General features: G+C 57.4%; 22 protein-coding genes. 7 read left to right on the top strand and 15 right to left on the bottom strand.

Annotation, left to right across the window (positions count from 1 at the left end; all coding sequences use genetic code 11):
- Positions 1–23: 23 nt before the first annotated feature.
- The 3 genes from B3229_RS14695 to B3229_RS14685 form a co-directional block, all read right to left on the bottom strand.
- Positions 24–755 carry a DUF421 domain-containing protein gene (locus B3229_RS14695; RefSeq protein WP_286871959.1) on the bottom strand — a complete coding sequence of 244 codons (732 nt, stop codon included), beginning with the start codon at positions 753–755 and terminating at the stop codon, positions 24–26.
- A 6-nt stretch (positions 756–761) separates the two neighbouring features.
- Positions 762–1,454, bottom strand: coding sequence for a DUF421 domain-containing protein (locus tag B3229_RS14690; protein ID WP_286871904.1), 693 nt, complete (start codon positions 1,452–1,454; stop codon positions 762–764).
- A 243-nt stretch (positions 1,455–1,697) separates the two neighbouring features.
- Positions 1,698–3,191, bottom strand: coding sequence for an alpha/beta hydrolase (locus B3229_RS14685; protein WP_286871900.1), 1,494 nt, complete (start codon positions 3,189–3,191; stop codon positions 1,698–1,700).
- A 388-nt stretch (positions 3,192–3,579) separates the two neighbouring features.
- Here B3229_RS14685 and B3229_RS14680 point away from each other — a divergent pair, with 388 nt between their 5' ends.
- Positions 3,580–3,936, top strand: a complete 357-nt coding sequence (locus B3229_RS14680) for a hypothetical protein (RefSeq protein WP_065426306.1) — start codon at positions 3,580–3,582, stop codon at positions 3,934–3,936.
- Between the two features lie 51 nt (positions 3,937–3,987).
- Here B3229_RS14680 and B3229_RS14675 read toward each other — a convergent pair whose 3' ends face one another.
- Positions 3,988–4,296 carry a hypothetical protein gene (locus B3229_RS14675; RefSeq protein WP_033748457.1) on the bottom strand — a complete coding sequence of 103 codons (309 nt, stop codon included), beginning with the start codon at positions 4,294–4,296 and terminating at the stop codon, positions 3,988–3,990.
- Positions 4,297–4,407: 111 nt separating this feature from the next.
- Between B3229_RS14675 and B3229_RS14670 the strand changes: the two genes are divergently transcribed.
- Together B3229_RS14670 and B3229_RS14665 are read left to right on the top strand one after the other, a co-directional pair.
- On the top strand, positions 4,408–4,689 hold the full coding sequence (locus tag B3229_RS14670) for a VF530 family DNA-binding protein (protein WP_033748455.1): 282 nt from the start codon (positions 4,408–4,410) through the stop codon (positions 4,687–4,689).
- A 30-nt stretch (positions 4,690–4,719) separates the two neighbouring features.
- Positions 4,720–5,514 (top strand): hypothetical protein, encoded by a 795-nt coding sequence (locus tag B3229_RS14665; RefSeq protein ID WP_286871896.1) that lies wholly within the window; start codon positions 4,720–4,722, stop codon positions 5,512–5,514.
- A 202-nt stretch (positions 5,515–5,716) separates the two neighbouring features.
- Here B3229_RS14665 and B3229_RS14660 read toward each other — a convergent pair whose 3' ends face one another.
- The 8 genes from B3229_RS14660 to B3229_RS14625 all read right to left on the bottom strand — a co-directional run bounded on the left by B3229_RS14660 (position 5,717) and on the right by B3229_RS14625 (position 15,337).
- On the bottom strand, positions 5,717–6,388 hold the full coding sequence (locus B3229_RS14660) for a hypothetical protein (protein WP_286871893.1): 672 nt from the start codon (positions 6,386–6,388) through the stop codon (positions 5,717–5,719).
- Positions 6,389–6,440: 52 nt separating this feature from the next.
- A complete protein-coding gene (locus B3229_RS14655) occupies positions 6,441–6,746 on the bottom strand; it encodes a hypothetical protein (RefSeq protein WP_286871891.1) in 306 nt (101 codons plus the stop codon).
- Positions 6,747–7,410: 664 nt separating this feature from the next.
- Positions 7,411–8,862, bottom strand: coding sequence for a flagellin (locus B3229_RS14650; RefSeq protein ID WP_286871888.1), 1,452 nt, complete (start codon positions 8,860–8,862; stop codon positions 7,411–7,413).
- A 320-nt stretch (positions 8,863–9,182) separates the two neighbouring features.
- Positions 9,183–10,190: a substrate-binding domain-containing protein gene (locus tag B3229_RS14645; protein ID WP_048784592.1), complete on the bottom strand. Its 1,008-nt coding sequence runs from the start codon at positions 10,188–10,190 to the stop codon at positions 9,183–9,185.
- A gap of 36 nt (positions 10,191–10,226) precedes the next feature.
- Positions 10,227–11,246, bottom strand: a complete 1,020-nt coding sequence (locus B3229_RS14640) for an ABC transporter permease (protein WP_369799136.1) — start codon at positions 11,244–11,246, stop codon at positions 10,227–10,229.
- 33 nt (positions 11,247–11,279) lie between these two features.
- Entirely contained in the window at positions 11,280–12,785 is a 1,506-nt protein-coding gene (locus tag B3229_RS14635) for a sugar ABC transporter ATP-binding protein (protein WP_286871886.1), read from the bottom strand.
- Positions 12,782–14,299 carry a xylulokinase gene (xylB, locus tag B3229_RS14630; protein WP_286871883.1) on the bottom strand — a complete coding sequence of 506 codons (1,518 nt, stop codon included), beginning with the start codon at positions 14,297–14,299 and terminating at the stop codon, positions 12,782–12,784. The genes B3229_RS14635 and xylB overlap by 4 nt, the downstream gene beginning before the upstream one ends.
- Before the next feature lie 3 nt (positions 14,300–14,302).
- Entirely contained in the window at positions 14,303–15,337 is a 1,035-nt protein-coding gene (locus B3229_RS14625) for an NAD(P)-dependent alcohol dehydrogenase (RefSeq protein WP_048784589.1), read from the bottom strand.
- A gap of 221 nt (positions 15,338–15,558) precedes the next feature.
- Here B3229_RS14625 and B3229_RS14620 point away from each other — a divergent pair, with 221 nt between their 5' ends.
- Positions 15,559–16,101, top strand: coding sequence for a D-lyxose/D-mannose family sugar isomerase (locus tag B3229_RS14620; RefSeq protein ID WP_048784588.1), 543 nt, complete (start codon positions 15,559–15,561; stop codon positions 16,099–16,101).
- 83 nt (positions 16,102–16,184) lie between these two features.
- Positions 16,185–17,186, top strand: coding sequence for a LacI family DNA-binding transcriptional regulator (locus tag B3229_RS14615; RefSeq protein ID WP_048784587.1), 1,002 nt, complete (start codon positions 16,185–16,187; stop codon positions 17,184–17,186).
- Between the two features lie 49 nt (positions 17,187–17,235).
- Here the strand turns inward: B3229_RS14615 and B3229_RS14610 are convergent, their stop codons facing one another.
- The gene (locus B3229_RS14610; protein ID WP_033748429.1) at positions 17,236–17,619 is read right to left on the bottom strand and encodes a VOC family protein; all 384 of its coding nucleotides are present in this window, start codon (positions 17,617–17,619) and stop codon (positions 17,236–17,238) included.
- Complete coding sequence (locus B3229_RS14605; RefSeq protein WP_286871876.1) at positions 17,616–18,773, bottom strand: MFS transporter; 1,158 nt, start codon at positions 18,771–18,773, stop codon at positions 17,616–17,618. The genes B3229_RS14610 and B3229_RS14605 overlap by 4 nt, the downstream gene beginning before the upstream one ends.
- A gap of 135 nt (positions 18,774–18,908) precedes the next feature.
- Between B3229_RS14605 and B3229_RS14600 the strand changes: the two genes are divergently transcribed.
- Positions 18,909–19,679 (top strand): DeoR/GlpR family DNA-binding transcription regulator, encoded by a 771-nt coding sequence (locus B3229_RS14600; protein ID WP_286871873.1) that lies wholly within the window; start codon positions 18,909–18,911, stop codon positions 19,677–19,679.
- Between the two features lie 4 nt (positions 19,680–19,683).
- On the opposite strand, the gene B3229_RS14595 is transcribed toward B3229_RS14600, so the two are convergent.
- Positions 19,684–21,171, bottom strand: a complete 1,488-nt coding sequence (locus B3229_RS14595; RefSeq protein WP_286871870.1) for a PLP-dependent aminotransferase family protein — start codon at positions 21,169–21,171, stop codon at positions 19,684–19,686.
- A 178-nt stretch (positions 21,172–21,349) separates the two neighbouring features.
- Here B3229_RS14595 and gabP point away from each other — a divergent pair, with 178 nt between their 5' ends.
- Entirely contained in the window at positions 21,350–22,765 is a 1,416-nt protein-coding gene (gene gabP, locus B3229_RS14590; RefSeq protein ID WP_286871867.1) for a GABA permease, read from the top strand.
- Positions 22,766–22,824: the final 59 nt, after the last annotated feature.

Below are 22,824 nucleotides of genomic sequence, written 5' to 3'. Positions count from 1 at the left end.
AGTAGAGGCAATAGACGGCACGCCTACGCCGCCGAATCGTCGCTCTGCGACTCGCGCGCGCGATGCGGATAGAGCTTTTCGGTGCCAAGCCGCTTCACCGCGCGCTCCCAGCGCGTATGCTGGCAGTAGCGGCATCCCTGCACCGGTGGGGATTGCTGCTCAATAACATAACCGCAGTTGCCGCAGGCGTAGCCGTCATCCACCAGAATGCGCCGTTCGAAGCTTTCGCTCTGTGCAGGCAGGATCCACAGCCCGGCGCGCGGTTCTCGGTAGCGCAGCAGGCTAACGCGTCCAGACGGCTCTAGCCAGGCGCGGCGCAGCTCACCCAGGTGTTGAACATCCAGCGCGCGCAGCTCCGAGAATATACGCGCGCGGGAAAGCTCCGCATGACGTAAATGCGCCTGCGCTAGCCTGCCGTCCTGCACCAGCATGGTGGCATCGCCCTGACTAAGCATCTCCATCTTATGCGAGCGAAAGGTAAGCCAGGAGAGCAGGCGAAAGCAGGCGAACAGCGTTATCAGCAGCAGCACCGTCGGCAGAATGCCCTTTTCCGGCGTCTGCAGCGGCGGACCGATGGCGGCACCCAGCATCACCATAATTGCCAGCTCGACGATGCTGAGCTGACCGGCGAACCGCCTCCCCATCAGACGCAGCACAACCAGCAGCGCCAGGTAGATAATCACGAAGCGCAACAGCACTTCGAAAGCGAAGCGCCAGGGCGCATCGCCAATTAGCCATTTATGCACGATCTCCATCACGCGTCAGTCCTCCAGCGCGACGGAAGCGTGCGCCCACTGGCTGGCTTCGCAGGCGCGGCACGCCGCGTCAAAATCAGCGCCCTCAAGCTGGCCACAGCGCATACAAACGCGATGCTCGTTGTCGCGCATCGCCGCGCGGAGTTCACTGTCGTTTTCAGGCACGATAGCCAGACCGGCATTTGGGGTGTTGCTCCAGACCAGCGTCAGCGCGCCGGAGGGTTCGATATAAACCCGGCTAAGCTGTCCTAGTTGCTGGACGCCGCGACCGCGCAGCAGCGAAAAAAGTTTTTCACGCGACAGTGCAGTGGACTGCAGCGAAGCAAGATCGAGACGGCCATCGCTGAGGGCTACACGAGCATCTCCGGTTAACAACCGATCAAGACGACGGTTGCGTACGCTGAGGATGCCGAGCAGATGCTGTAGTGCCACAATACCGCCAATGATCAGCAGAGGCGGCAGCAGTCCGCGTTTATCATCTAGCAGCGGAACACCGATAGTGCCCGCCAGCGCGATCACCGCAGAAAGCTCGATCAGCGTATATTGTGAGGCGACGCGTCTGCCCAGCAGGCGCATGGCGAGAATAATCATCACAAAAAAGAGTACGGCGCGCGCGACCACTTCCAGCAGAAAAAGAGGCGGCGTCTGTCCCAGGAAGATGCGCGACAGATCGGACAACAAGATCTCATCTGGTTTCATCGAAACGTTTCCGGTAAGGCAGCAGAAAGATGAGTATAAGTGCTTTTTTCACCCTGCTGCGGCTATCGCCTGTCAGAGACATCGGCAGAACGTTGCGCACCTCACACAGAAAATCTCTCCCGCTGCGCTATGATTAACAGGTAACACACAGCAAAGTGTTGCCTACGAAATCAAGAAACTAACGACACGCTCTGTTGCCCGCCTTGCGCGGGCTTTTTTGCTTAACATCTCTCGCGTCGGAGCCTAGCGGCCAATGCAGGCGCGGTAATCCTCTGCACCGCTGCAGGCAATTTGCGCGTTAATGCGCGCCATCATCTCGCTGAAAAAGGGATTCGAAGTAGCGCGCATAAAGGTTTCCGGGCCTACCGTCAGGCTGCTGGTTTCGCCGCGCAGCGAGATGTCGCCCAGCGAAATGCCGTAGCGGTTTTTCTTGTCAGGCTGCTCGCCATAGAGATCGTCGCTTAAGGGAAAAGGCACGGCGATATGCGACAAAGAGAACATATCCCGCGGCCACGCAAGGTTTAAAGGTTTAACCCTCTCCTCAACCTCGCCTGCGTTAATGGTGCGCGCCTCCGTTTGATAAGTCACCGACGTGCGGTTGGTGATTACGGTGGCGGCGTAAGCGCGCGGCGCGGCTGGCAGCAGACGGCTCACCGCCGAGGGAAGCGGCGCGCGGAACAGCGCGCTCATATTGGCCGCCTGATTGATATCAAAAATTACCAGACTGCTGCCGTTGCGCGGCAAATAGCGATAGAGCGCATCAACCACCGCGCGGGTGCTTACCGTGGCGTCCATTACCGACTGAAAGGTCAGCACGGGCGCCAGCGCGCTAATCTGCCCGCTGCGCGCCGCCTGCGCGATCTGCGCCTGCAACGCCTGCGTCAGCAGCCAGGACTGGCGCGCGGCGTTAACGGGAAACGAATTGTATTTAAAGGGGTTATACTCCGGCACCACGTTGAGCCAGGCGGTTCGGGCGAAAGCGGGAAACAGCGCAGGCCAGCCCGCAATGCCGGCAAAGCGGGCATAGCCGGTGACGCCGATCATCGGCGACAGCAAAACGATCTGCTGCGGCGCGCGCAGCTGTTTGTCACTCAGGCTCTCCAGCGCATATTTCATCGCCAGCGCGCCGCCGTTGGAATAGCCCACCAGATGCAGCGGCCGCTGCGCGCCCGCCAGCCGGCTCGCTTCCCGCACCGCCAGCCGCGTAGCCGCCATCCAGCTCTGCCAGTCGACCGCCGTGAGCGAGCCCGGCGCCGTGCCATGCCCAGGCAACCGCGGCGCAACCGCGACAAAGCCGCGCTGCTGATAATCCTCCGCCAGATAGCGCACGCTGTAGGGCGAGTCGGTCAGCCCGTGCAGCAGCACCACCGCCCCCCGAATGGCTCCTTTGGGCATCAGAATAAACGAACGATTCCAGTCGGTATCGAAGCGCGCTGGATAAACTGCGCTGCCGGGATAAAAGCGGTTCAGCGCGTTTTTATCCTCCTCGCTCAGCGCATCGTTCAGCTCTGCTTTCATCTCCTGAAAGATGCGCGCTTCCCGCTGCTGATACTCGGCAAAGCCGGCGCGATCTATCTCATCGGCCGACATCTCGTCGGCCACCCAGCTGTGCCAGCGATGCAGCGACGGTCCCTGCTCCGACTGATAAATACGACCAATAAAGAAAACCAGCAGCAGAACAGCGATGCCGATCAGCGCCCGTCTGGCCAGGGTTACGATTGTATGAGTGCGCGCCATCTGTTGATCCTTTCGAAAGCAGACGGCGATTTTGGATCAGAAGCCGCCGCGCTACCAGACCGGCGCGCTTTATTAGCGTTTAATCGCTATGCCCAGGATCGGGCCGCCGCGTGACAGTTCGGTCGCCGTCATCAACGAAAGCGCAGCCTTTAAATAGCGTTGAAGATTGAAAGCGCGCCCCTAAAGGCGCAGCGCCACAGCGGCTTTTTTAAAATCGATCATAGTTACAGGTTGAATTAAAAATAACCTTGCCCTGAATAATATTGTCGCCATGTGGTAAATAACCCGCCATCTCATATACTCACCTTATGCGGCGCGAAGCGTTAATTAGCCCGCAGGCAGACTCATCCGGCCTTAGCGTTATTTAGATCTGACGGGGAGCTTTCCGATGCGTAATTTTACGTTACCGCTGTTGATCGCCCTTTTTCTGCTGAGCGGCTGTCAGACATCGCCGCAGGAAGCAAGAATGAAATCCGCCGACTTTCATCAGGTTAGCGGGCGAAGCGCCGGGCAGTTAAGTGAATGCATCTATCGCGGCTGGTCATCCACCGAGGTTGTGCAAAAAGATAACACCACCCATCTGGAGCATGAAAACGAAAGAGTGACGGTTTATACCTGGGAAAACTCGATGTTCGCCGATGTGTATAAACGCGGCGCAGGATCGGAAGTGCGTTTTTATAAAACCTTTACCATGGGGCCGGAAGTGCTCGCCGATCGCAGCCGCATTGTGAAACTCTGCGCCTGACGCGTGATTATATCGGCTGGCCGATGCCAGCCGCATATCTGTTAAATAACCTTAGCGACGGCCTTTAATTACCGAGGCTTTCCAGCTGAAATCGGAGACTTCGCTCTCTTTCATCGCTTCGGGTTTCTTTCTGCGCGTCGGCGTCTTTTTGGCTTTTTCGGCCTGAGCTTTTTGTTTCGCCAGCTTTACGCTCATAATCTGCTGCCGGGCTTCGGCGGTAAACTCTTTCTCTTTCTTGACGTCCGGCTCTTTGCCGGTGCGCTGGCGATACTTTTCGATTAACCCTTTTAACACGCCGTCTACCGCCAGCCGCTCATCCGGGTCGAACTGGTCGATGGAGATCATCTTTTTATCGTTCATAGCGTATCGTCCTGAGTGAATTCACAGCGGTGAGTGTACTCTGAATAGTGATTGATTGCTGCTGCTTCGGCTTTCTTGTACCCTTTCCGGTCCATATAAAGAGGACTTTTCATGACCGATCATCGCGCGAAAGACCCGCTGCACGGCGTCACGCTTGAAATGCAGGTTAATGCGTTAGTGACGCGCTTTGGCTGGCTGGAACTGAGTAAGCGGATCAATATCAACTGCTTCAAAAACGATCCGAGCGTTAAATCGAGCTTAAAATTTCTGCGTCGTACCCCCTGGGCACGCGCCGAAGTCGAAGCCCTCTATCTCGATTCGCTGAATGAACCCGCAGCTGAAGCCAGCGCCGAGCCGGCATTTAATCCCTGGACGGCCGGTCGGGATAAGTAGTCGGGGCCGCCCACCATCGCGGCACACGCTATGATCACCAATAGCAGCGCCCCACACATTCAAAAGCTGTATGAATCGCGTGGCTTCGAGGTGCTGTACTTTACCTCGCGCCGGGCTATCAGCCGCTACGCGGCAACCCGCTCGATGTGCAGGACATCATCGCGATCCTCTAATGACCACCTGCCTCCAGCTGGTGGTCTAATCTGGAATCTGTCCCATGCCAGGATAAATCACCGTGTTCAAACCCGGCGTTTTCAGCTTTCAAAACACCAAGCTGGAAAACTTCGATCAGGATATTCATCCGGATATCCTGCGCTGCCTGCAAACCAATTTCAGCGCGCCTGTAAAGGGCATTTTCACTGCGAAGGGGATCCGGTCTGGGATGAGGTGCTTAGCGGGCTGCTCATACCGTCAAGTAAAAAACGAATTACCTTTGCGTACGCCAGCGGTTGCCGCCCGCAAGTTCGGATCGCCGTACTCTCAGTCTGGTTCTTGTTGTGCACGCCTATGGGCCGCGCATTCATCTTCTCCCCGGACATTGCGATGCCAGGCATCGTTCGCGAAATTATCCAGCTGATGACGCTGCATAACCCGGCGCTGGGCTATGCGCTGGAGTTCGACGCCCTTTCCGTTCTGTTAAAGGCCGGGCCAGAACACCGGATTGAGTGGATGCATCCCGACACGCTGACGAACGCGAAAATCGAGCAGATGAAGGGCTGCTATTTGGATCAGGCGCATCAGTGCGTTAATGAGCTGCTGGGGTCGCTGAGAGAGACGATCTCCCCAGAAGGCGGCTTTGATAGCCCGTGCTCAGGGGGCGTTTAAGCGCGTTATGACAACTGGGCCTTTGTACTGATGAGAATCGATGCCTGGCGTTTGGGTGAGTTTTATACCCTTGAAGCTGAGATGGTGCGCGAGCAGAGCGGCGAGGATTCGAATTTTTACTGTTCGACGGTTACTGGCGGAGTTTTCACAGGCGTAAAAAAGTCCCCTTACTGGGGGCTTTTCTTTCCAGGTCAGGAAAAATTTATTTGGGCAATGGTTTTCCATCGTCCGTATTAACACCCGTATCGACTAATGTTGCTGGCAAAGTAATATCTACAAGATGTTTTAGAGATTCATTAGCTGCTTTGCGGGGTTCATCTGCGCAGGCAATAACTATCCCGCCAATGATCATTGCTACAAATACGACACCAAGCGCGCCCGAAATACTCCCACCAATCCATTTAAATGCATTTATTCCAAATTTCTTAATACCTTTGGGCTGATTTTGTTGTTGAGTCCATTTAGCAATATGTTCTGCCCATTCGTGACGAGCGATCTTCAAAGCATCTTGCAAGTCGGCATTCAACTGGGTTATCTGAGTTACGTAGGTTGAAGCCTGCGCCTTAAGATCCTGCTCATGCTGCTGCTTCGCATCTTGCCTTGCAACGGCATTTGCGGCATCTATTAGGGCTTTAATAACCGACTCGCCAGAATCGCGAAACTGCTTAAGCCGGATAGGATCACTTACAAGCTCATCATGCCAGCCCTTTAACTTTGCCTCAACAGTCGCTTCTGTGGATCCAGGCTCAGATGCAAAAAAAACTGCCCTTTCGCTTTTATGAGATTTATATAAGGCGTAAGCCATTAACTGAGCCGGATCTTCACTATCCTTTACAATCTCAGTAAAAGCATATTTTCTGGGATGGCCGTTCATAGAATTTCCATATACAAAAGCCCCAAAGAGGGGCTTCTTTGTTCAGACTAAATTATAAGGTGGCGGCTTTAAGCGCCCGCTTAATAACGTCTAACCCAGCGGCATAACTTAAACCACTTCCGCTTTTAGCTTCGCTGATACCTGCATGAGGTTTCAGTTCCATAAGTTCGACAGTAACATCTGTTGAGCCATCAGATTTCACTTCGATTCTGACATCATGGCCCTGTGCCGTCATTTCCATCGCCCGCATATTAAGAGCTGAAAGGATACGTTTATCGTTAATGTTCGCTACTGTTAAGCGTGCCTTCGCGACCATTTCTTCTGGGTTGAAACCTGGGAATTTGATTAAATCTGGCATTTGATCCCCCTTAACTTTCTATCAGTTTACCATGCTGTACAGCTTTTACCCAACCGTCTTTTACCGCCTTAGATTCACCCACACCACAAAATGCAACTTTCCATAAACTGGCAGCCCAGACCTACTATGCGGAACGACTTTGCCTCGCTATCAAGAAAGTAACCTGCTGCTGGGCTTCAGCGCCCGTAGCCCGGAAGAAACCGCCATGAATCACTCCCGCCACGTCGGTGCGATACTCCTTAGCGGCCTGACGTCCGATTTCATAGCAGTAGATCTGTTTGCTGCAGTAGCTATCAACCCGCCACTTACGCGGGCACAGCTACGCATGCTGCGGGCGGTGGCAATGTCTATGCGTGTAAATTTCATTAACCTCTTGGGGCTGGCGCAACGCAGGCCGAAGCAATAATGGCTCTGTATCGCCCGGCTTTAGCAAGATAGCCGTCTGGCACGAGTGAACGCACCGGGATGCGGGGCATTGCTGGGTCCGCGCGCTTCTGTTTGCAGCTGCGCAAGAGGAGTGAGGTTTATACCTCGGGATATTCCATCTAATGGATTAGCATCCTGAGAGTGAGATTTTGCTGTATGTTCGTGACGGGTTGATATGTTAGCTGAAGAGAAAAGAAACCATCCCTGGTGATATGGCGGAGAAAACAGCAGCGGCACCTTAGCTGCGCAGCAGCGTCAGCACCATGTCCGGCGTCTGATTGGCGATTTTCATCACCGCGTTTTGACCCTGTTGCAGGATCTGCGTCTGCGCGAGGCGGCTCGCTTCCTGCGCGTAGTCCGCATCCTGAATGCGGCTGCGCGCCGACTGCGTATCGACGCTCTGCTGCGCCAGCACCGTTCTGTTCGATTCGTAACGGTTAATCTTCGCGCCATAGTAGGAACGGTAGGCGCTCACTTTCTCCAGCGCCGCATCCAGCGCTTTCGTGGTGACGGAAATATCGGCGCTGGTTAACAGCGTCGTATTCTTCAGCCCCAGCGTTTTCAGATCGGCGGGCGTCGGCTTAAGGGTATCGAACTGCATCTGCTGACCAAAATCGGCGCTGGTCACGACGTCAAAATGCTGGCTCTTGATGGGCGGCACTGCGGGTTGAGTCACCGGCTCCGGCAGATCTCCCCAGGTGAGCTGACTGGTAAAAGAGCCGTTGCCTACCACCACCACAATCAGATCTTCGGTCACCTTATCCAGGCTGATGCGCTCAAGTGGATTGCTCTTGATGGCGCCGTTGTTATAGTCGCCGGTGGCGGTGTCCTCGTAACGATCGCCATCGCCGCTGTAGCTGATGCTCATGCCGTTGTAGCTCATCGAGGCGCTGCCGCTCAGCGCCCAGCTCGCTCCGCCCTGAAGCAGCTGGGAATCGTCATAGGCGGCGCCGCTGGCAAAGCCGTTGGCGCTGGTCAGCAGCGACGTTGTCGCGGTAGCGTCATCGGTGATCCCTTTGCTTACCCAGGTAAAATCGGGATCGCTGCCGTTGATCGGCGTACCGACCAGATGCTTGCCGTCGCGCGTGAACAGCTGCAGGTCGTCGTCCTGCGCCAGCGAGTCGATAGTGATGGTAATGTTGGTCGCGCCTGCCGGAATATAAGCCAGCGGTATCACGCCGGAGGTGAACGAATAGCTCTGATTCGCAACCGGGAACTTATTTTTAATAGGCTGCACGTTGCCCAACAGCGCAGGCGGCAGCTCAGGATCGTCTGTCGCCAGCGGATACTGGCCAAATATCTCCGTCTGCTCGGAGATGTCGGTGATGCCCGCCAGAATCTGTTGATACTCGTTGTTGACGCTGGCGCGATCGGCATCAGAGAGCGTGCCGTTAGCGGCCTGGATCGCCAGGCTTTTGGCGCGAATAAGCCTCTCGCTGACGGTGCTAAGACTGCTTTCAGCGGTTTGCGCAAGGCTGATGGCATCGTTGAGGCCGCGCGAAACGACGCTATCCGCCTTAACGTTAGCCGTCATCCGGTTAGCAATCGCCTGCCCCGCCGCATCATCTTTTGCGCTGTTGATACGTGAGCCTGATGAGAGCCGTTCGATAACCTGCTCCAGCACTGACGAGCTGTTATTCATCGAATTACTCGTCAGCGCGGCAAATTTGTTATGGTTTATTGTTAACATAGCCGCTACATACCTTCATGGAAACTGTATGATTTATCGGCATGGCACAAGGCGGCTTTAGCGACTAAGCCAGTAGTTATGCTGCATTGCGGCCTGTTTGCCTTTAAGTGGTTGTTCGGGAATTGATTTAAGTTGCAAAAAAATTACAGCTTTTTTGCAGGATCGCGGGTTTGTGGCGCTCTACGCGCTGCGGCGGCCACTATGCAGCCTGCCTGAATGCGCATGGCATATCAGGCAGGCAACGATTTTCAGTCCGAATGGTGCGCGGTTTCTTTGGCTATAAAACCAAACGCGCGCTTTTGTGCAGGCGGCAACGGCCGTTACTTACGCGCATCCAGCAGCTGTTGCGCATTCTCCGGCGTCACTACCGTCCAGGGAATGTAATAGTGTTTGCTGGTGCCGCCGTTCCAGTTCAGATCTTTCGCATACTGTTTCCAGATGTCGGACTGCGGCTGATAGCTGTCGCCTTTGGCGGCGCGCATCGCCACATCGATAGCGCCCTGCATCTGGCCTTTCGCATCCTGCAGAATGGAAACCATTTCGCCAGCCTGAACCGCATGGATAGCATCTGACACGCCGTCGACGCCTGCGATGGCGAAATCTTTAACGTTCAGGCCAGCGCCTTTGATGGCTTCAATCGCGCCCAGCGCCATTTCGTCGTTCTGGCCGATAACGCCGTTGATTTTGCCACGGTGTTTCTGCAGCCAGTTTTCCATCAGCGGCTGCGCCTCGGCGCGCGACCAGTTAGCGGTTTTACGCTCCAGCACGGTCACCTGCCCCGGGCCGCATTCGGCAATGGCTTTATCGTTGCCTTTGCCGCGCTGGATTTCACCGCTGCCGCCTTTCGGCCCTTCGATGATCACCACGTTCACTTTTTTCGTTTTGCACTGCAGCTTGTCCAGCACCGCTTTGGCTTCCAGATAACCGCCCAGCTCGTCGTTCGACACCACTTCCGAGGTCATATCCTCGGTATTAAGGCGGGCGTTGGTGACGACGACCGGAATTTTCGCCTCGTTGGCGTTGGTGACGATATCGATATTGGCTTCAAAATCCATGGGGTTCACGATAATCGCGTCGGCGCGAGTCTGAATGGCGGTCGCGGCCTGGTCATTTTGCACCGAGGCGTCGTAGCGTCCGTCATAAAAGGTTAATACCGCATCGCCGCTTTTCACTGCCGGATGCTCTTTGCCGTAGCGCTCCATCAGCTGCACAAACTCCGCTTTGTTGCCGTACATCAGCACCGCGATTTTCACCGGCGCGGCCTGCGCCACCGCCATATTGCCCATCATCATTGCCGAGGCAAGCAATGCAATTTTGGTCATTTTCATTCTTATCTCCTGGTCGCTTTTTTTATATAAGTAGGGTTAATCGCGCTGTTGTTTACGCGAAGGGTCGAGCAATACAGCCACTACAATCAAGGCGCCTTTAATGATCTGCTGGTAATAGGACTGCACGCCCAGCAGGTCGAGGCCGTTATTCATCACGCCGATAATGAGTACGCCGAAGAAGGTGCCAAGCAGCGTCCCGACGCCGCCAGCCATGCTGGTGCCGCCGATCACCACGGCGGCGATGGCGTCCAGCTCATAGCCGGCGCCGGCGCTGGTCTGCGCGGAGCCGGTGCGGGCGGTCAGGATCAGCCCGGCCACCCCTGCCAGAGCGGCGCACAGGGTATAGACCAGCACTTTGATGCGCACCACGCTGATGCCGGAGGTGCGGGCGCTTTTGGGATTGCCGCCTACCGCATAGATGTAGCGGCCGAAAATGGTTTTATTGAGCAGTAGCCAGGCCAGGCCGAACAGCACCACGAAGATAATCACCGGTACCGGAATGCCTGCCATATAGCCATTTCCCAGCCAGCGGAAATCGCGGTTCAGCTGCGAGACCGGATTGCCGTCGGTGGTGAGCATCGCCAGCCCGCGCGCCGCCGACAGCATGCCCATGGTGACGATAAAGGGTTGCAGACGATAGCGCGCCAGTACCGTACCGTTAATCAGGCCGCAGACGATGCCGATGCCCAGCGCGATGATTAACGGCATCATGACCGCGTGCGCGGTATCGCCAATCGCCAGTCCGCTGTTATTGGTGGCGAAACGCGCGGCGACGATGCCGCTTAGCGCCAGTACCGATCCCACCGACAGATCAACCCCGGCGGTAATGATCACGAACGTCATGCCGATGGCGAGAATGCCGTTGATTGAGACCTGGCGCAGGACAATCAGCATATTTTCATTGCTGAGAAAGTAGTTGTTGGTCCAGGCGCCCTTCGCCACCTGCACCTCGCCGATTGCCGCGACAATCAGGCACAGAACAAAGAAGGCGATAATGATGCCGTACTTGTGCATGCGGCGCTTGTTGCGCGTAAAAAACGAAACCCCGGGTGTCATAGAATGCGTACCGTTCATCTTATTATCTCTCTGTTATACCGCCAGTTTCATCAGCTCAGCCTGCGTGGCCTGCGCCGCAGTTAATTCACCGGCTAGCTGCCCGTCACGGAAGACCAGAATGCGATCGCTCATGCCGATAATTTCCGACAACTCTGACGAGACCATAATTATCCCTTTGTTTTTAAGAGCAAATTCCGACATAAAGCGATAGATCTCTTTTTTGGCGCCCACGTCGATGCCGCGCGTAGGCTCATCCAGCAGCAGGACGTCCGGATCGAGCAGCGCCCAGCGCCCCAGCACCACTTTCTGCTGATTGCCGCCGCTCAGGTTGCCGACAATCTGATCGCCGTCCGGCGTTTTGACGTTAAAGCGTTTAATCATCTCGCTGGCGCGATCGCGTTCCTGCTTCTCATTGATAAAGCCCGACCGGCTGATGGCGCCAAAAGAGGCGATATTGATGTTCTCGCTAACCGAACGGCAGAGAACCAGCCCCGTCTGCTTGCGGTCTTCCGTGACATAGGCGATGCCGCACCCGATCGCCTCTTTCGGCGAATGGCGTCCCAGGGTGGTGTCGCCCAGCTGGATGGTGCCGCTGTCGGCATGATTGATGCCGAAGACCAGATCAAGAAACTCGCTGCGCCCTGACCCCACCAGGCCATAAATCCCCAGGATCTCGCCGCGCCTGAGATGCAGGCTGATATCTTTGATTTTGTCGCGCCAGCGCAGGTTTTTTACCTCCATCATCACCTCCTCGCCCGGCTGGTTAAACTTGGCGAATTCGCTGTCGTACTCGCCGCCGATGATGTGCTCAATCAGCTGCTCGCGGGTGATGTCGGCGATAAAGCCTTCGTGGATGTAGGCGCCGTCGCGAAAGATGGTGTAGCTGTCGGCTATCTGGAAAATTTCCGACAGCCGGTGCGAGACATAAATAATCCCTTTGCCTTTCTGCGCCAGCCGGGTGATGGTCTGGAAGATCTTCTGCGCATCCTCTTCCCCAATCGCCGAGGTGGGCTCATCCATAATGATGATGTCGGCATTCGCATGGGAAAGCGCCTTGGCGATCTCCACCAGCTGCTGCTCGGCGACGCTGAGGTTGCGCATTTTTTCGGTGGCGGAGATAGTGAAATCAAGCTCTTTCAACAGGTCGCGGGTGCGCTGGTTCAGGGTGGCGAAATCGACGAATCCCAGACGGCGCGGCTCGCGCCCCAGCCAGATATTCTCCGCCACGGTCAGATCGGGAATGGCGCTCAGCTCCTGCTGCACTATCGCCACGCCTGCGGCGAGCGCATCTTTAGGGTGATGAAACTCGCAACGCTCGCCGTTGATGAAAATGCTGCCGCCGTCGGGCTGGATAAAGCCCATCAGAATACTCAGGAAGGTCGATTTTCCCGCGCCGTTGCCGCCGCACAGCGCATGGATCGAGCCACGCCGCAGGGCGAATTCAGCGTTTTTCAGCGCCACGACCGGACCAAAGGTTTTTTTTACGCCGGTCACTTCCAGCAGATAAGCGGGCTGTTGCGTGTGCGGATCGCGTGTCACAGTGATACCTCCGGATAAGCCTGTTGCAGGCGCTGCAGGTAACGTTGATAAAGCGCGTCGTACTGCGCCTGACGTTCGGCGTCAGGCTCGGCGCGGGTGGACTCATCAAGGGAGACGAAACGCCGACAGAGATCGCTCAACACGCTCTCCGCCTGCTGATGCGGATCGTCCGCCAGCGCGGTCGCCCACATCGCCTGAATCGCGCCGCCCAGCGCCGCCGTCTCGTTGACCTTCAGGCAAACCACCGGGCAGCCCGTCACGTCCGCCACAATCTGCCGCCAGCGCGGACTGCGTGCGCCGCCGCCAGTCAGGCGAATTTCCCGCGCCGCGATGCCCTGACGACGAAACAGATCCAGGCCGTAGCGCAAGCCGTAGGTAGCGCTCTCCACCACCGCCCGACAGAGGTTGGCGCGGGTAAAGTTGTCGCTGTCGAGGTTATGCAGGCTGGCGCGCGCCTGAGGCAGCGGCGGTACGCGCTCGCCGTTGAAGAAAGGCAGCATCTCTAATCCGCCGGCTCCGGGCGCGGCCTGCTCCAGTAGCCGGTTAAACCCCGCGACATCCTCTTCCAGCAGCGCCTGCACCGAGGAGGTCGCGGAGGTGACATTCATGGTGCATATCAGCGGCAGCCAGCCGTTGGTGCTGGAGCAGAAACCGGCGATGGCGTCAGTGTCGGCGACGACGGGCGCATCAGACCAGGCGAACAGCGTGCCGGAGGTGCCGAGACTCATGGTCACGGTGCCGGCCGCGATATTGCCGGATCCGATAGCGGCCATCATATTGTCGCCGCCGCCGGTGGCGACGCGCGTGGAGGTAGAGAGACCGAGCCTTTCCGCCGCTTCCGGACGCAGCGTGCCGATACAGCTTTCAGCGCTTTTCAGCGGCGGCAGCGCCTCCCACAGCCGTCCGCTGTCGTCGATAAGCGATACCGTACGGCGATCCCATTCGCGGGTGCGTACGTTCAGCAGTCCGGTACCGGACGCGTCGCCATACTCCGCCACGCGCTCCCCGGTCAGCCAGAAGTTAAGGTAGTCATGCGGCAGCAGCACCGTGCGCAGACGCGACCAGAGCTCAGGATGCTGCTGTTTGAACCAGAGAATTTTCGAGGCGGTATAGCCGGTCGCGACCGTTAAACCCAACTGTGCCAGCGATCCGCTCACGCCGCCCAGCTGCGCCAGCAGCGCGGCGTTCTCGTCGGCGGTTTCGGTGTCGCACCATAGCTTGACGCTGTGCAGCACCTCGCCCTGCTCATCCAGCGGCACAAAGCCGTGCTGCTGACCAGAGACGCCCAGCGCCTGGATGCGGCGCGCATCCACACCCGCCTGGGAAACCGCCTGCTGGAAAGCGTCCACCAGCGCGTCGATCCACCACGCCGCCTGCTGCTCGCGTCGGCCGCTGGAGTCGCTGATCAGGCGGTGCGGTGCGCTGCCCTCGCCGAGGATCACCCCCTGTTCGCTGTCGACAATCACGACTTTGGTGCCTTGCGTTCCGCAGTCAATGCCCGCATAGAGCGACATGAGTTACTCCATTTCCAGCATGATTTTGATATCAGAGGCATTACCGGCGGCAGCGCGCTCAAAAGCGGCGACGCTTTCGCTGAATTTGTAGGTTTGACTGATCAGCGGCTGCACGCGCAGCTTGCCGCTGCTCAGCAGACGCAGCGTGCGCGGATACATATTGGCGTAGCGGAAAATGGTCTTGAAGGTAATCTCTTTTGCCTGCGCGGCCACGATGTCCATCGGCGCCGCATCGATCGGCATGCCGACCAGCACCGCGGTCGCGCCCGGCGCGGCATGCTGCGCCAGCGTGGCGATAGCCGGTTTGGCGCCGCTGCACTCGAACACCACGTCAGCGCCGTTGCCGCTGGTCAGCGCGGCGACGGTAGCGGCCAAATCGCCACTTTTAATATTGACCGCGTGCAGTCCGTCGTAGTTGGCGGCGACCGCCAGCTTCTCATCGAACAGATCGCAAATAATGACGTCTGAACATCCGCCCGCGAGCGCAGCCAGCGCCGTGACGACGCCGATAGGGCCGGCGCCGATCACCAGCGCGATATCCCCTGGCTTAATACCCGCTTTCGTCGCGGCGTGCATGCCAATCGCCAGCGGCTCCACCATCGCCCCTTCGGCAAAACTGACGTTATCGGGCAGTTTGAAGGTAAAGGCGCCGGGGTGAATAACGGTTTCACGCAGACAGCCGTGTACCGGCGGCGTCGCCCAAAAACGTACGGCGGGATCAAGGTTGTAGATGCCGGCGCGCGACTGGGCCGAGTTCAGATCCGGGATGCCCGGCTCCATACAGACGCGATCGCCGGGTTTAACGTGAGTGACGTTTTTGCCGGTGGCCAGCACCACGCCCGACGCTTCATGACCCAGCACCATCGGCGCCTCAACCACAAAAGGACCAATGCGGCCGTGCTGATAGTAGTGAACGTCGCTGCCGCAAATCCCGACGGAGTGAATTTTAATTTCGACGTCGTTATCGCCGAGCGTTTCATCAAATTCACGATCTTCAATGGCGATTTTGCCCGCCTGCGCCAGAACCAATGCTTTCATTTTATGCCCCCGGTAAGATCATTTTAATGGTATCGATATCATTTATCTGCGGCGATACTGCTGTAAATAAAGCTGCAAAACTGTGATGTTTGTTAAAAAATTATCATTAAGGTAAACAGTTAAACCCTATATCAATGAGTAACATTGAGCTTGATCACAGATTAACCAGGCCTGCCCTGCAATAAATGTTATCGATACCATTACGATGAGTTGAGGAAGCGATGACGGATACCCATGAATATGTGCAACAAACGCTGAGCGCGCTGCGTCAGGCCAACATTACGCTCACGCAGGAGGAGCAGCAGCGTATTGAGATCGCCACTTTCGGACTGCCGGATTACCCTGCTTCCGGCCTGCAGCTGCTGACCTACGTGAACTCGCCGCGCTACTGCGCCAAAGAGCTGGTGCTGTTTCCCAGACAAACCTGTCCTGAGCATCTGCACCCGCCGTTTGAAGGCACGCCGGGCAAACAGGAAACGTTTCGCTGCCGCTCGGGCGAGGTTTATCTGTTCGTGGACGACAGCAGCCTGACAGAGAATGACGCCAGCGGCGCGCCGGTTTGCCGCGTGCCGGAAGGAAGCGAGGAGTGGTACACCTGCACCCGCTATGTCCTGCTGCGGCCCGGCGAGCAATACACCATCGCGCCGAATACGCGTCACTGGTTCCAGGCGGGCGATAACGGGGCGGTGGTCTCGGAGTTCTCGTCTGAAAGCCGCGATGAGCTGGATATTTTCACCGATCCGCGCGTAAACCGGCTGGCGTAACAATCAGCATTAGCTTCACACCCCAGGATCTGTCATGATTTGTAAATGATACAAAATGATGTGGTTTAATTAAGGAGCCGAAATTGGCAGCAGGTCGGGGACGAAAGGCGACGCTGGCAAGCGTCGCCGCGCAGGCAAACGTCAGTAAAATTACCGCTTCCCGGGCGTTTTCGCAGCCTGAGAAAGTGCATCCGGAAACGCTTCAGCGCATTCGCGAAACGGCAGAGCAGCTTGGCTATGTCGTCAATGCCGCCGCGCGCAACCTGCGGGCGAAAGCCAGTAAAACCATTGGCATCGTCAATCCTGATATGGCAAACCCGTTTTTTGGCGGACTGACGCGGCTAATGACGCTGGAAGCGCAAAAGATGGGTTATGACACGCTGGTTTTTGACTCCTGCGAATCGCAGGAAGCGGAAGACCGTATTATCGATAAGCTGATCGGCTATAACGTCGACGCCATTATTCTTTCCGTGATTTCCAATGACGTTAACTATCATCCCGCCTATATGAAGCGGCTGGAAATTCTCAACATTCCCGTGGTGCTGGTCGATCGCGAACTGCAGGCGTCGCACTGTAGCGGCGTCTATATCGATAACCTGGACTGCGGCCTGCAGACCGGCCGCTGGCTTCTGGAGCAGCAGGCCAGCCGCGTCGTCGTGGTTTCCGGACCGGAAAATTCCAACGTCGCGCGTGAAAGAGTCACCGGCTTGCAGGCGGCTTTGCTGGGCAAGGTAGAGTCGTTTGAAATTCTCTATGCCGATTTCTTTATGGATGCGGCGTGGCGGGAAACCAGCCGCTGGCTGAACAGCCATCAGGCCCCCGATTACTTTGTCGGCTGTAATAACCAGATTTCGCTGGGCATCATTAAAGCCTGTATCGAGCACAATTTGCGGCTCATGGACGAGGTCAACCTTTTCAGTATCGATCATGTTTCGCACGCCGAGATTTACGGTTTCCACTTTCCCTGCGTCAGCCACGACCTGCAGGAGATCGCATGGCAGGCGCTCAACCTGGCGATTCGCCGCGTGCAGGATGGCGACAGCAAGCCAGGAAAGGTTATCGTGCGCGGCAGGATCGCCGCATAGCGAATGCGGCGCGCGATCTCTGGGCCGATAATCGGCCCAGGTTCCCACCCTAACTTACAATCTCAATCAGATTGCCGTCTGGATCGCGGATAATCGCCTCATAATAGCCATCCCCGGTGACCCGCGCGGGGCTAACCAATATGTTACTGGCGTCAGCCTTCCTGACCATCTCATCGACCCGTTGCCGAGAGCCTACCGTGATGGCGAGATGAGCCCATCCCGTCACTTCTTTCCCGTGCGGGCCGCTCTCCAGCCCGTCCAGGCTCATAAGCTCAATGGTCGGCCCTTCGGCTAAGCTGACAAAATAAGAGCGGAAGCCAGGCCGATTTTTGCTGATATAGAGATCGTTCGATTCAGCGGCGAAGAAATGCCGCCAGAACGCCTTTTGCGCTTCAAGATCTCTGGTCCATAACGCCACGTGTGCGATTTTCATGCGTTTTCCCTTACTGACTGCGCGCGGTCAAGATTCAGGCTGAACGCCAGCGCGCCGACAAACAGCATTATCCCCATGATGAGTGAAAAGGCGACGGCGAGCGACGTGAAATGAGCGACATAGCCAATGAGTGCCGGGCCGCTCAGCACGCCCAGATATCCCAGGGTGGTCATGGCCGGAACGGCAACCGACTGCGGCATCACGCTCTGCTGCCCCACCGCCGAGAACATCACGGGCACGATATTCGCACAGCCGGCTCCTACCAGCGCGTATCCCGGCAGCGACAGGTGCCACGAGGGGACGTAGATCACCAGCGCCAGCCCGGCGATCGTCATCACCGATCCGCCGACAACCACGGTTAAGCGGCCGAGATGGCGAACAACGCGGTCGCCCGTTAGCCTGGCGGCGGTCATGGCCACGGCGAAACAGGTATATCCCAGACCGCCCAGGGTATCCGGCATGCCTTTCACCTGCGTCAGATAGAGGGCGCTCCAGTCGAGCACCGTCCCTTCGGTCAGAAACACGGAAAAACAGATAATCCCCAGCAACAAAACGATTCCGCGCGGCCTGGCGAACGCAGGCCCCTCTTTAGGGTTTGCGTAGGTCAGCAGCCCCGGATAGCTCAGTATGGCTAACGCCAGCACCATAAAAATAACCAGCAGCGTCGCGACAGCAACCTCTGTTCCCATCGCTAACAGCAAGGTCATTACGCCCGCGCCCGCAATGCCGCCAAAACTGTACATGCCATGAAAACCCGACATCAGCGGAACGGATGATTGCTTTTCAACCAGGATTGCCTGAATGTTCATGGCGCAGTCGGTGACGCCCATACCCACGCCGAACAGCAGCAGCACCAGCCCCAGCAGCAGCGGATCGGCAATAAACGCCAGCGGCGGCGTGCTGACGATAATCACCGCAATGGAAACCATGATGACGCGACGGCAGCCGAAGCGACTGGTGAGCGAGCCTGTTACCGGCATCGCGATCAGCGCGCCGACGCCCAGACAGAGCAGCAACGTGCCCAGCGTCGCCTCATCGACGCCCGTGTTGGCGCGAGCATAGGGCACGATAACCGCCCAGGCGGCGGTGACCACGCCCGCAATAAAAAAAGCCAGCCGCGTCGCATGGCGCGAAGTAATTCGGGTGAATGGCATAACCATGTAATTCCTCGTCAGATGGCTGAAAACCCCTTTTGCGTACGGGTAAAAGCGCAGCAGCGGGTTGACAGGTGCGGTGGCATGCACGATCATGCTCGCTTAAGCTCGTTATAATAATATTAAAGGTAATTTATGCTCGATTATGCAGCTTTCCCAGAGCAGCGGCAAGCGTTGATCCGACAAACTTTGCGCGAACAGGGAAGCGTCGTTTGCGCCGAACTCGCCCGCCAGCTGGGTGTCTCAGAGCATACGGTCCGGCGCGATCTTCATGAACTCAGCAAGGAAGGCCTGTGCAAAAAGGTGTATGGCGGCGCGGTGCTAATCGTGCCGGATGCCGGCACCTTTGCGATACGAAAAGAGCACAATCTCTCAGCTAAAGAGGCCATCGCGCAAAAGTGCGCAGAGCGAATAAAAAATGCGAGCTGCATCTTTATCGATGCCGGTACCACCAATCTGGCTATGACCCGTTTTCTGCCTCAAACGCTCGTCGCTACGGTGGTCACCAATGCGCCCGATATCGCCGCGGCGCTGCTGAACTATGCCGCGATTGACGTCATTATGCTTGGCGGTCGCATTGATAAAAACAGCGGCGGCTGCGTCGGCAACAGGGCCATTGAGCAGCTGAAAGGCGTGATGTTTGACCAGGCGTTTATAGGCGGATGCGCCATGAGTCCCGATACTGGACTGACAGGCTTTAATTACGATGATTGTGAGTTTAAGAAAGCGGCTATCAGGCAAAGCAGCCAGACCATTGTCGGGCTGACCGCAGAGAAAATCCCAGGCGTCGCCAGGTTCTCCGTCGCCAGCTGCGAGGAAATAGACGTTCTGGTTATCGAAGACAAGCTTGATCGCGCATTCCAGCTGGCGCTGAAAGAGAAAAACATCACCCTTGTCACCGTTTAAGACATTACTGTGCCTTAATCTCGATGCCCGCCGCGACCAGACAGCCTTTGAGGACGCCAAACGCGTCCTGACACTGCCGCTCATTGACGCAGGCATAGCCGAGCAGCAATCCGCGTTCGCGCTGCGGATGCATATAGTACTGCGAGAGCGGCCGCACCTTTACGCCGCGTTTGAGCGCCTCCGCGGTAATCGCGACGTCGTCGCAGCCCGGCGGCAGCCGCAGCACCAGATGCAGCCCCGCTTCATGGTTGACCAGCGGTAAAAACGACGGCCCCAGATAGCGCTCGATCAGCCTGCATAAAAACTGACGTCGCTGGCCGTAGAGCAGCCGCATGCGGCGGATATGATCCATGTAATGCCCCTGCCGGATAAACTCACCCAGCGCGCGCTGGATCAAGAGATGGCCGCCGCGATAGAGTTCGGTCGCCGCGGTGCGCATCGGTTCCGCCAGCATCTTCGGCACCACCATGTAGCCAATGCGCAGCGCCGGATAGAGCGTTTTGCTGAAGGTGCCCATATAGATGACCGGCGCATCCTCTTCCAGTCCCTGTAGCGACGGCCAGGGCGTGCCTGAAAAGCGAAATTCGCTGTCGTAGTCATCTTCGATAATCCAGCTACCGTGACGCCGCGCCTGCGCCAGCAGCGCCTTACGCCGCGCCAGACTCAGATGAGCGCCCAGCGGATATTGATGTGACGGCGTCACGAATACCATGCGGGGCGGCGGGCCGGACGCTGGCACAATCCCCTCGTCATCGACCGGGATGGCGCGAATTTTCAGGCCGTTTTTACGCAGCAGGTTGCGCGTTCCCCAGTACCCCGGCTCCTCCATCCACACCAGATCGCCAGGATCGCCCAGCACGCAGCTCACCAGATCCACCGCCTGATGCACCCCTTCGGTGATCAGGATTTGATCGGCATCCGCCTTCACCGATCGCGCCACGCGCAGATACTCCACCAGCGCATGGCGCAGATCGGGGCAGCCGCCGCCGCTGCTGTAAATCAGTCGGTGAACGTCGGGATCGCGGTTGAGTCGCGCCTGAATCTGGCTAAACAACTTATGAGGGAATTCGGTCACATCAGGCGCGCCGGGCACGAAGGCGCCCCACTGATAGGGCGAGGCGGTGGCATGCCCTAGCAGCATCGCGCCGCGTTTTGACAGCGTGGCTGGCAGCGGCGCGGCAACCGGCTGAAGCAGCTCGATCGCCTGACTTTGCAGACAGATCTCCGGCAGCGTCTCCACCACGCGGGTGCCGCTGCCGGTGCGCGCCGTCACGTAGCCCTGCGCCATTAAACTTTCATAAACATGCATTACCGTATTTCGCGATACGCCCAGCTCGCGCGCCATGTCGCGCGTCGGCGGCAAACGTCCGCCGCGAGGAAAAACCCCTTCAATAATAGCGGCCTGTATGCAGGCCAGCAGTCGCTGCTGTAGCGAACCACTCTGCAAAACCTGCAGTCGCGCTAATAAGTGATCGGCATATAACAGCTGCAATTGGCTCCATCCCACTCTCTGAAATTGGCTCTGGCAACTTACCTCTCCGCACGCATAAATAAAAGCCTTTGTCGGGAATTGTAAATAAAACGTATCAGCTTCCCGGCTCGCTGCCGCGAGTCTGTCCCCCTGCTCGTCCCGGGCACATAAGCCCGGGAGCCGTTCTGGAGATGTATTGATGACGAGAATGCAGAGTGCGAACGAAGATGCACTGGCACAAAATCTAAAGCCGCGCCATGTGCGCATGCTGTCCATTGCCGGCGTGATTGGCGCAGGCCTGTTTGTGGGGTCCGGCCACGCTATCGCCGAGGCGGGCCCGGCGGTGCTTATCGCCTATGCCGCTGCTGGCGCGCTGGTGGTGTTGATTATGCGTATGCTGGCGGAGATGGCGGTGTCGCTGCCGGACTCCGGCTCTTTCTCTACCTACGCCGATAAGGCGCTCGGCCGCTGGGCCGGCTTTACCATCGGCTGGCTCTACTGGTGGTTTTGGGTGCTGGTGATCCCTCTGGAAGCGAACGCGGCCGGCACCATCCTGCACGCCTGGTTTCCGCAGATCGCCATCTGGCAGTTTACGCTCGCCATTACGGTGGTTTTAACCCTGACCAATTTGCTGAGCGTAAAAAACTATGGCGAGTTTGAGTTCTGGTTCGCCCTGCTCAAGGTCGCGGCGATCGTCGCATTCCTGTGTGCCGCCGGGCTGGCCGTATTCGGCTATCTGCCCAACAGCGGCGCCAGCGGCCTTCAGCATCTTTATGACACCCAGGGATTTATGCCCAACGGCATCGGCAAGGTGATGGCGGCGATTCTGACCACCATGTTTTCATTTATGGGCACCGAAATTATTACCATCGCAGCCGCCGAATCGAAGAACCCCGGCAAGCAGATCACCCAGGCCACCAATTCGGTTATCTGGCGTATCGCGCTGTTCTATCTGCTGTCGATATTCTTCGTGGTCGCTCTGGTGCCCTGGAATTCGCCGTCGCTGGTTGAGCACGGCTCTTATCAGACCGTGCTGCAGGCCATGAATATTCCGCACGCCAAACTCATTGTCGATGTCGTGGTGCTGATAGCGGTTTGCAGCTGCCTTAACTCGGCGCTCTATACCTCTTCGCGTATGCTCTACTCTCTGTCGCGTCGGAAGGATGCGCCTGCGGCGGCATCCCGCACCACGCGCAGCGGTACGCCCTGGATTGCGGTGCTGCTCTCGACGGCGGCGGCGTTTGTCGCGGTGGTGGCTAACTATCTGGCGCCCAGCGTGGTGTTTGAATTCCTGCTGGCGAGCTCAGGCGCCATTGCGCTGCTGGTTTACCTGGTGATCGCCTTCTCTCATCTGGTGCTGCGCAAAAAGCGCGAAAAAGCGGGCGAAACGCTGAGTTACCGCATGTGGCTGTTTCCGGGCCTGACCTGGCTGACCATTTTGTTTATCGTCACCGTGCTGGTTTGCATGCTGTTTAACGCGCAGCATCAGAATGAGTTGCTGGCGACCGGCGGCCTGACGCTGGTGATTATCATCGCCAGCCTGGTGATGCCGCGCAGACAGCGTCAGCAGCAGAAAGCGCGTTTCTACGCCGTTCGCTCCTCTGAAAACTCCTGACAAGCCCCTCGGAGGCGCGCCGTACCGCTGTGCGGCGCCCCTCAGCATCCCGCCTGTCC

The sequence above is a fragment of the Pantoea sp. UBA5035 genome (assembly GCF_002415245.1).
In the GTDB taxonomy this organism is placed as follows: domain Bacteria; phylum Pseudomonadota; class Gammaproteobacteria; order Enterobacterales; family Enterobacteriaceae; genus Pantoea; species Pantoea septica.
The sequence above is the reverse complement of the archived record's forward strand: the minus strand, read 5'-3'. Positions and strand labels throughout refer to the sequence as shown.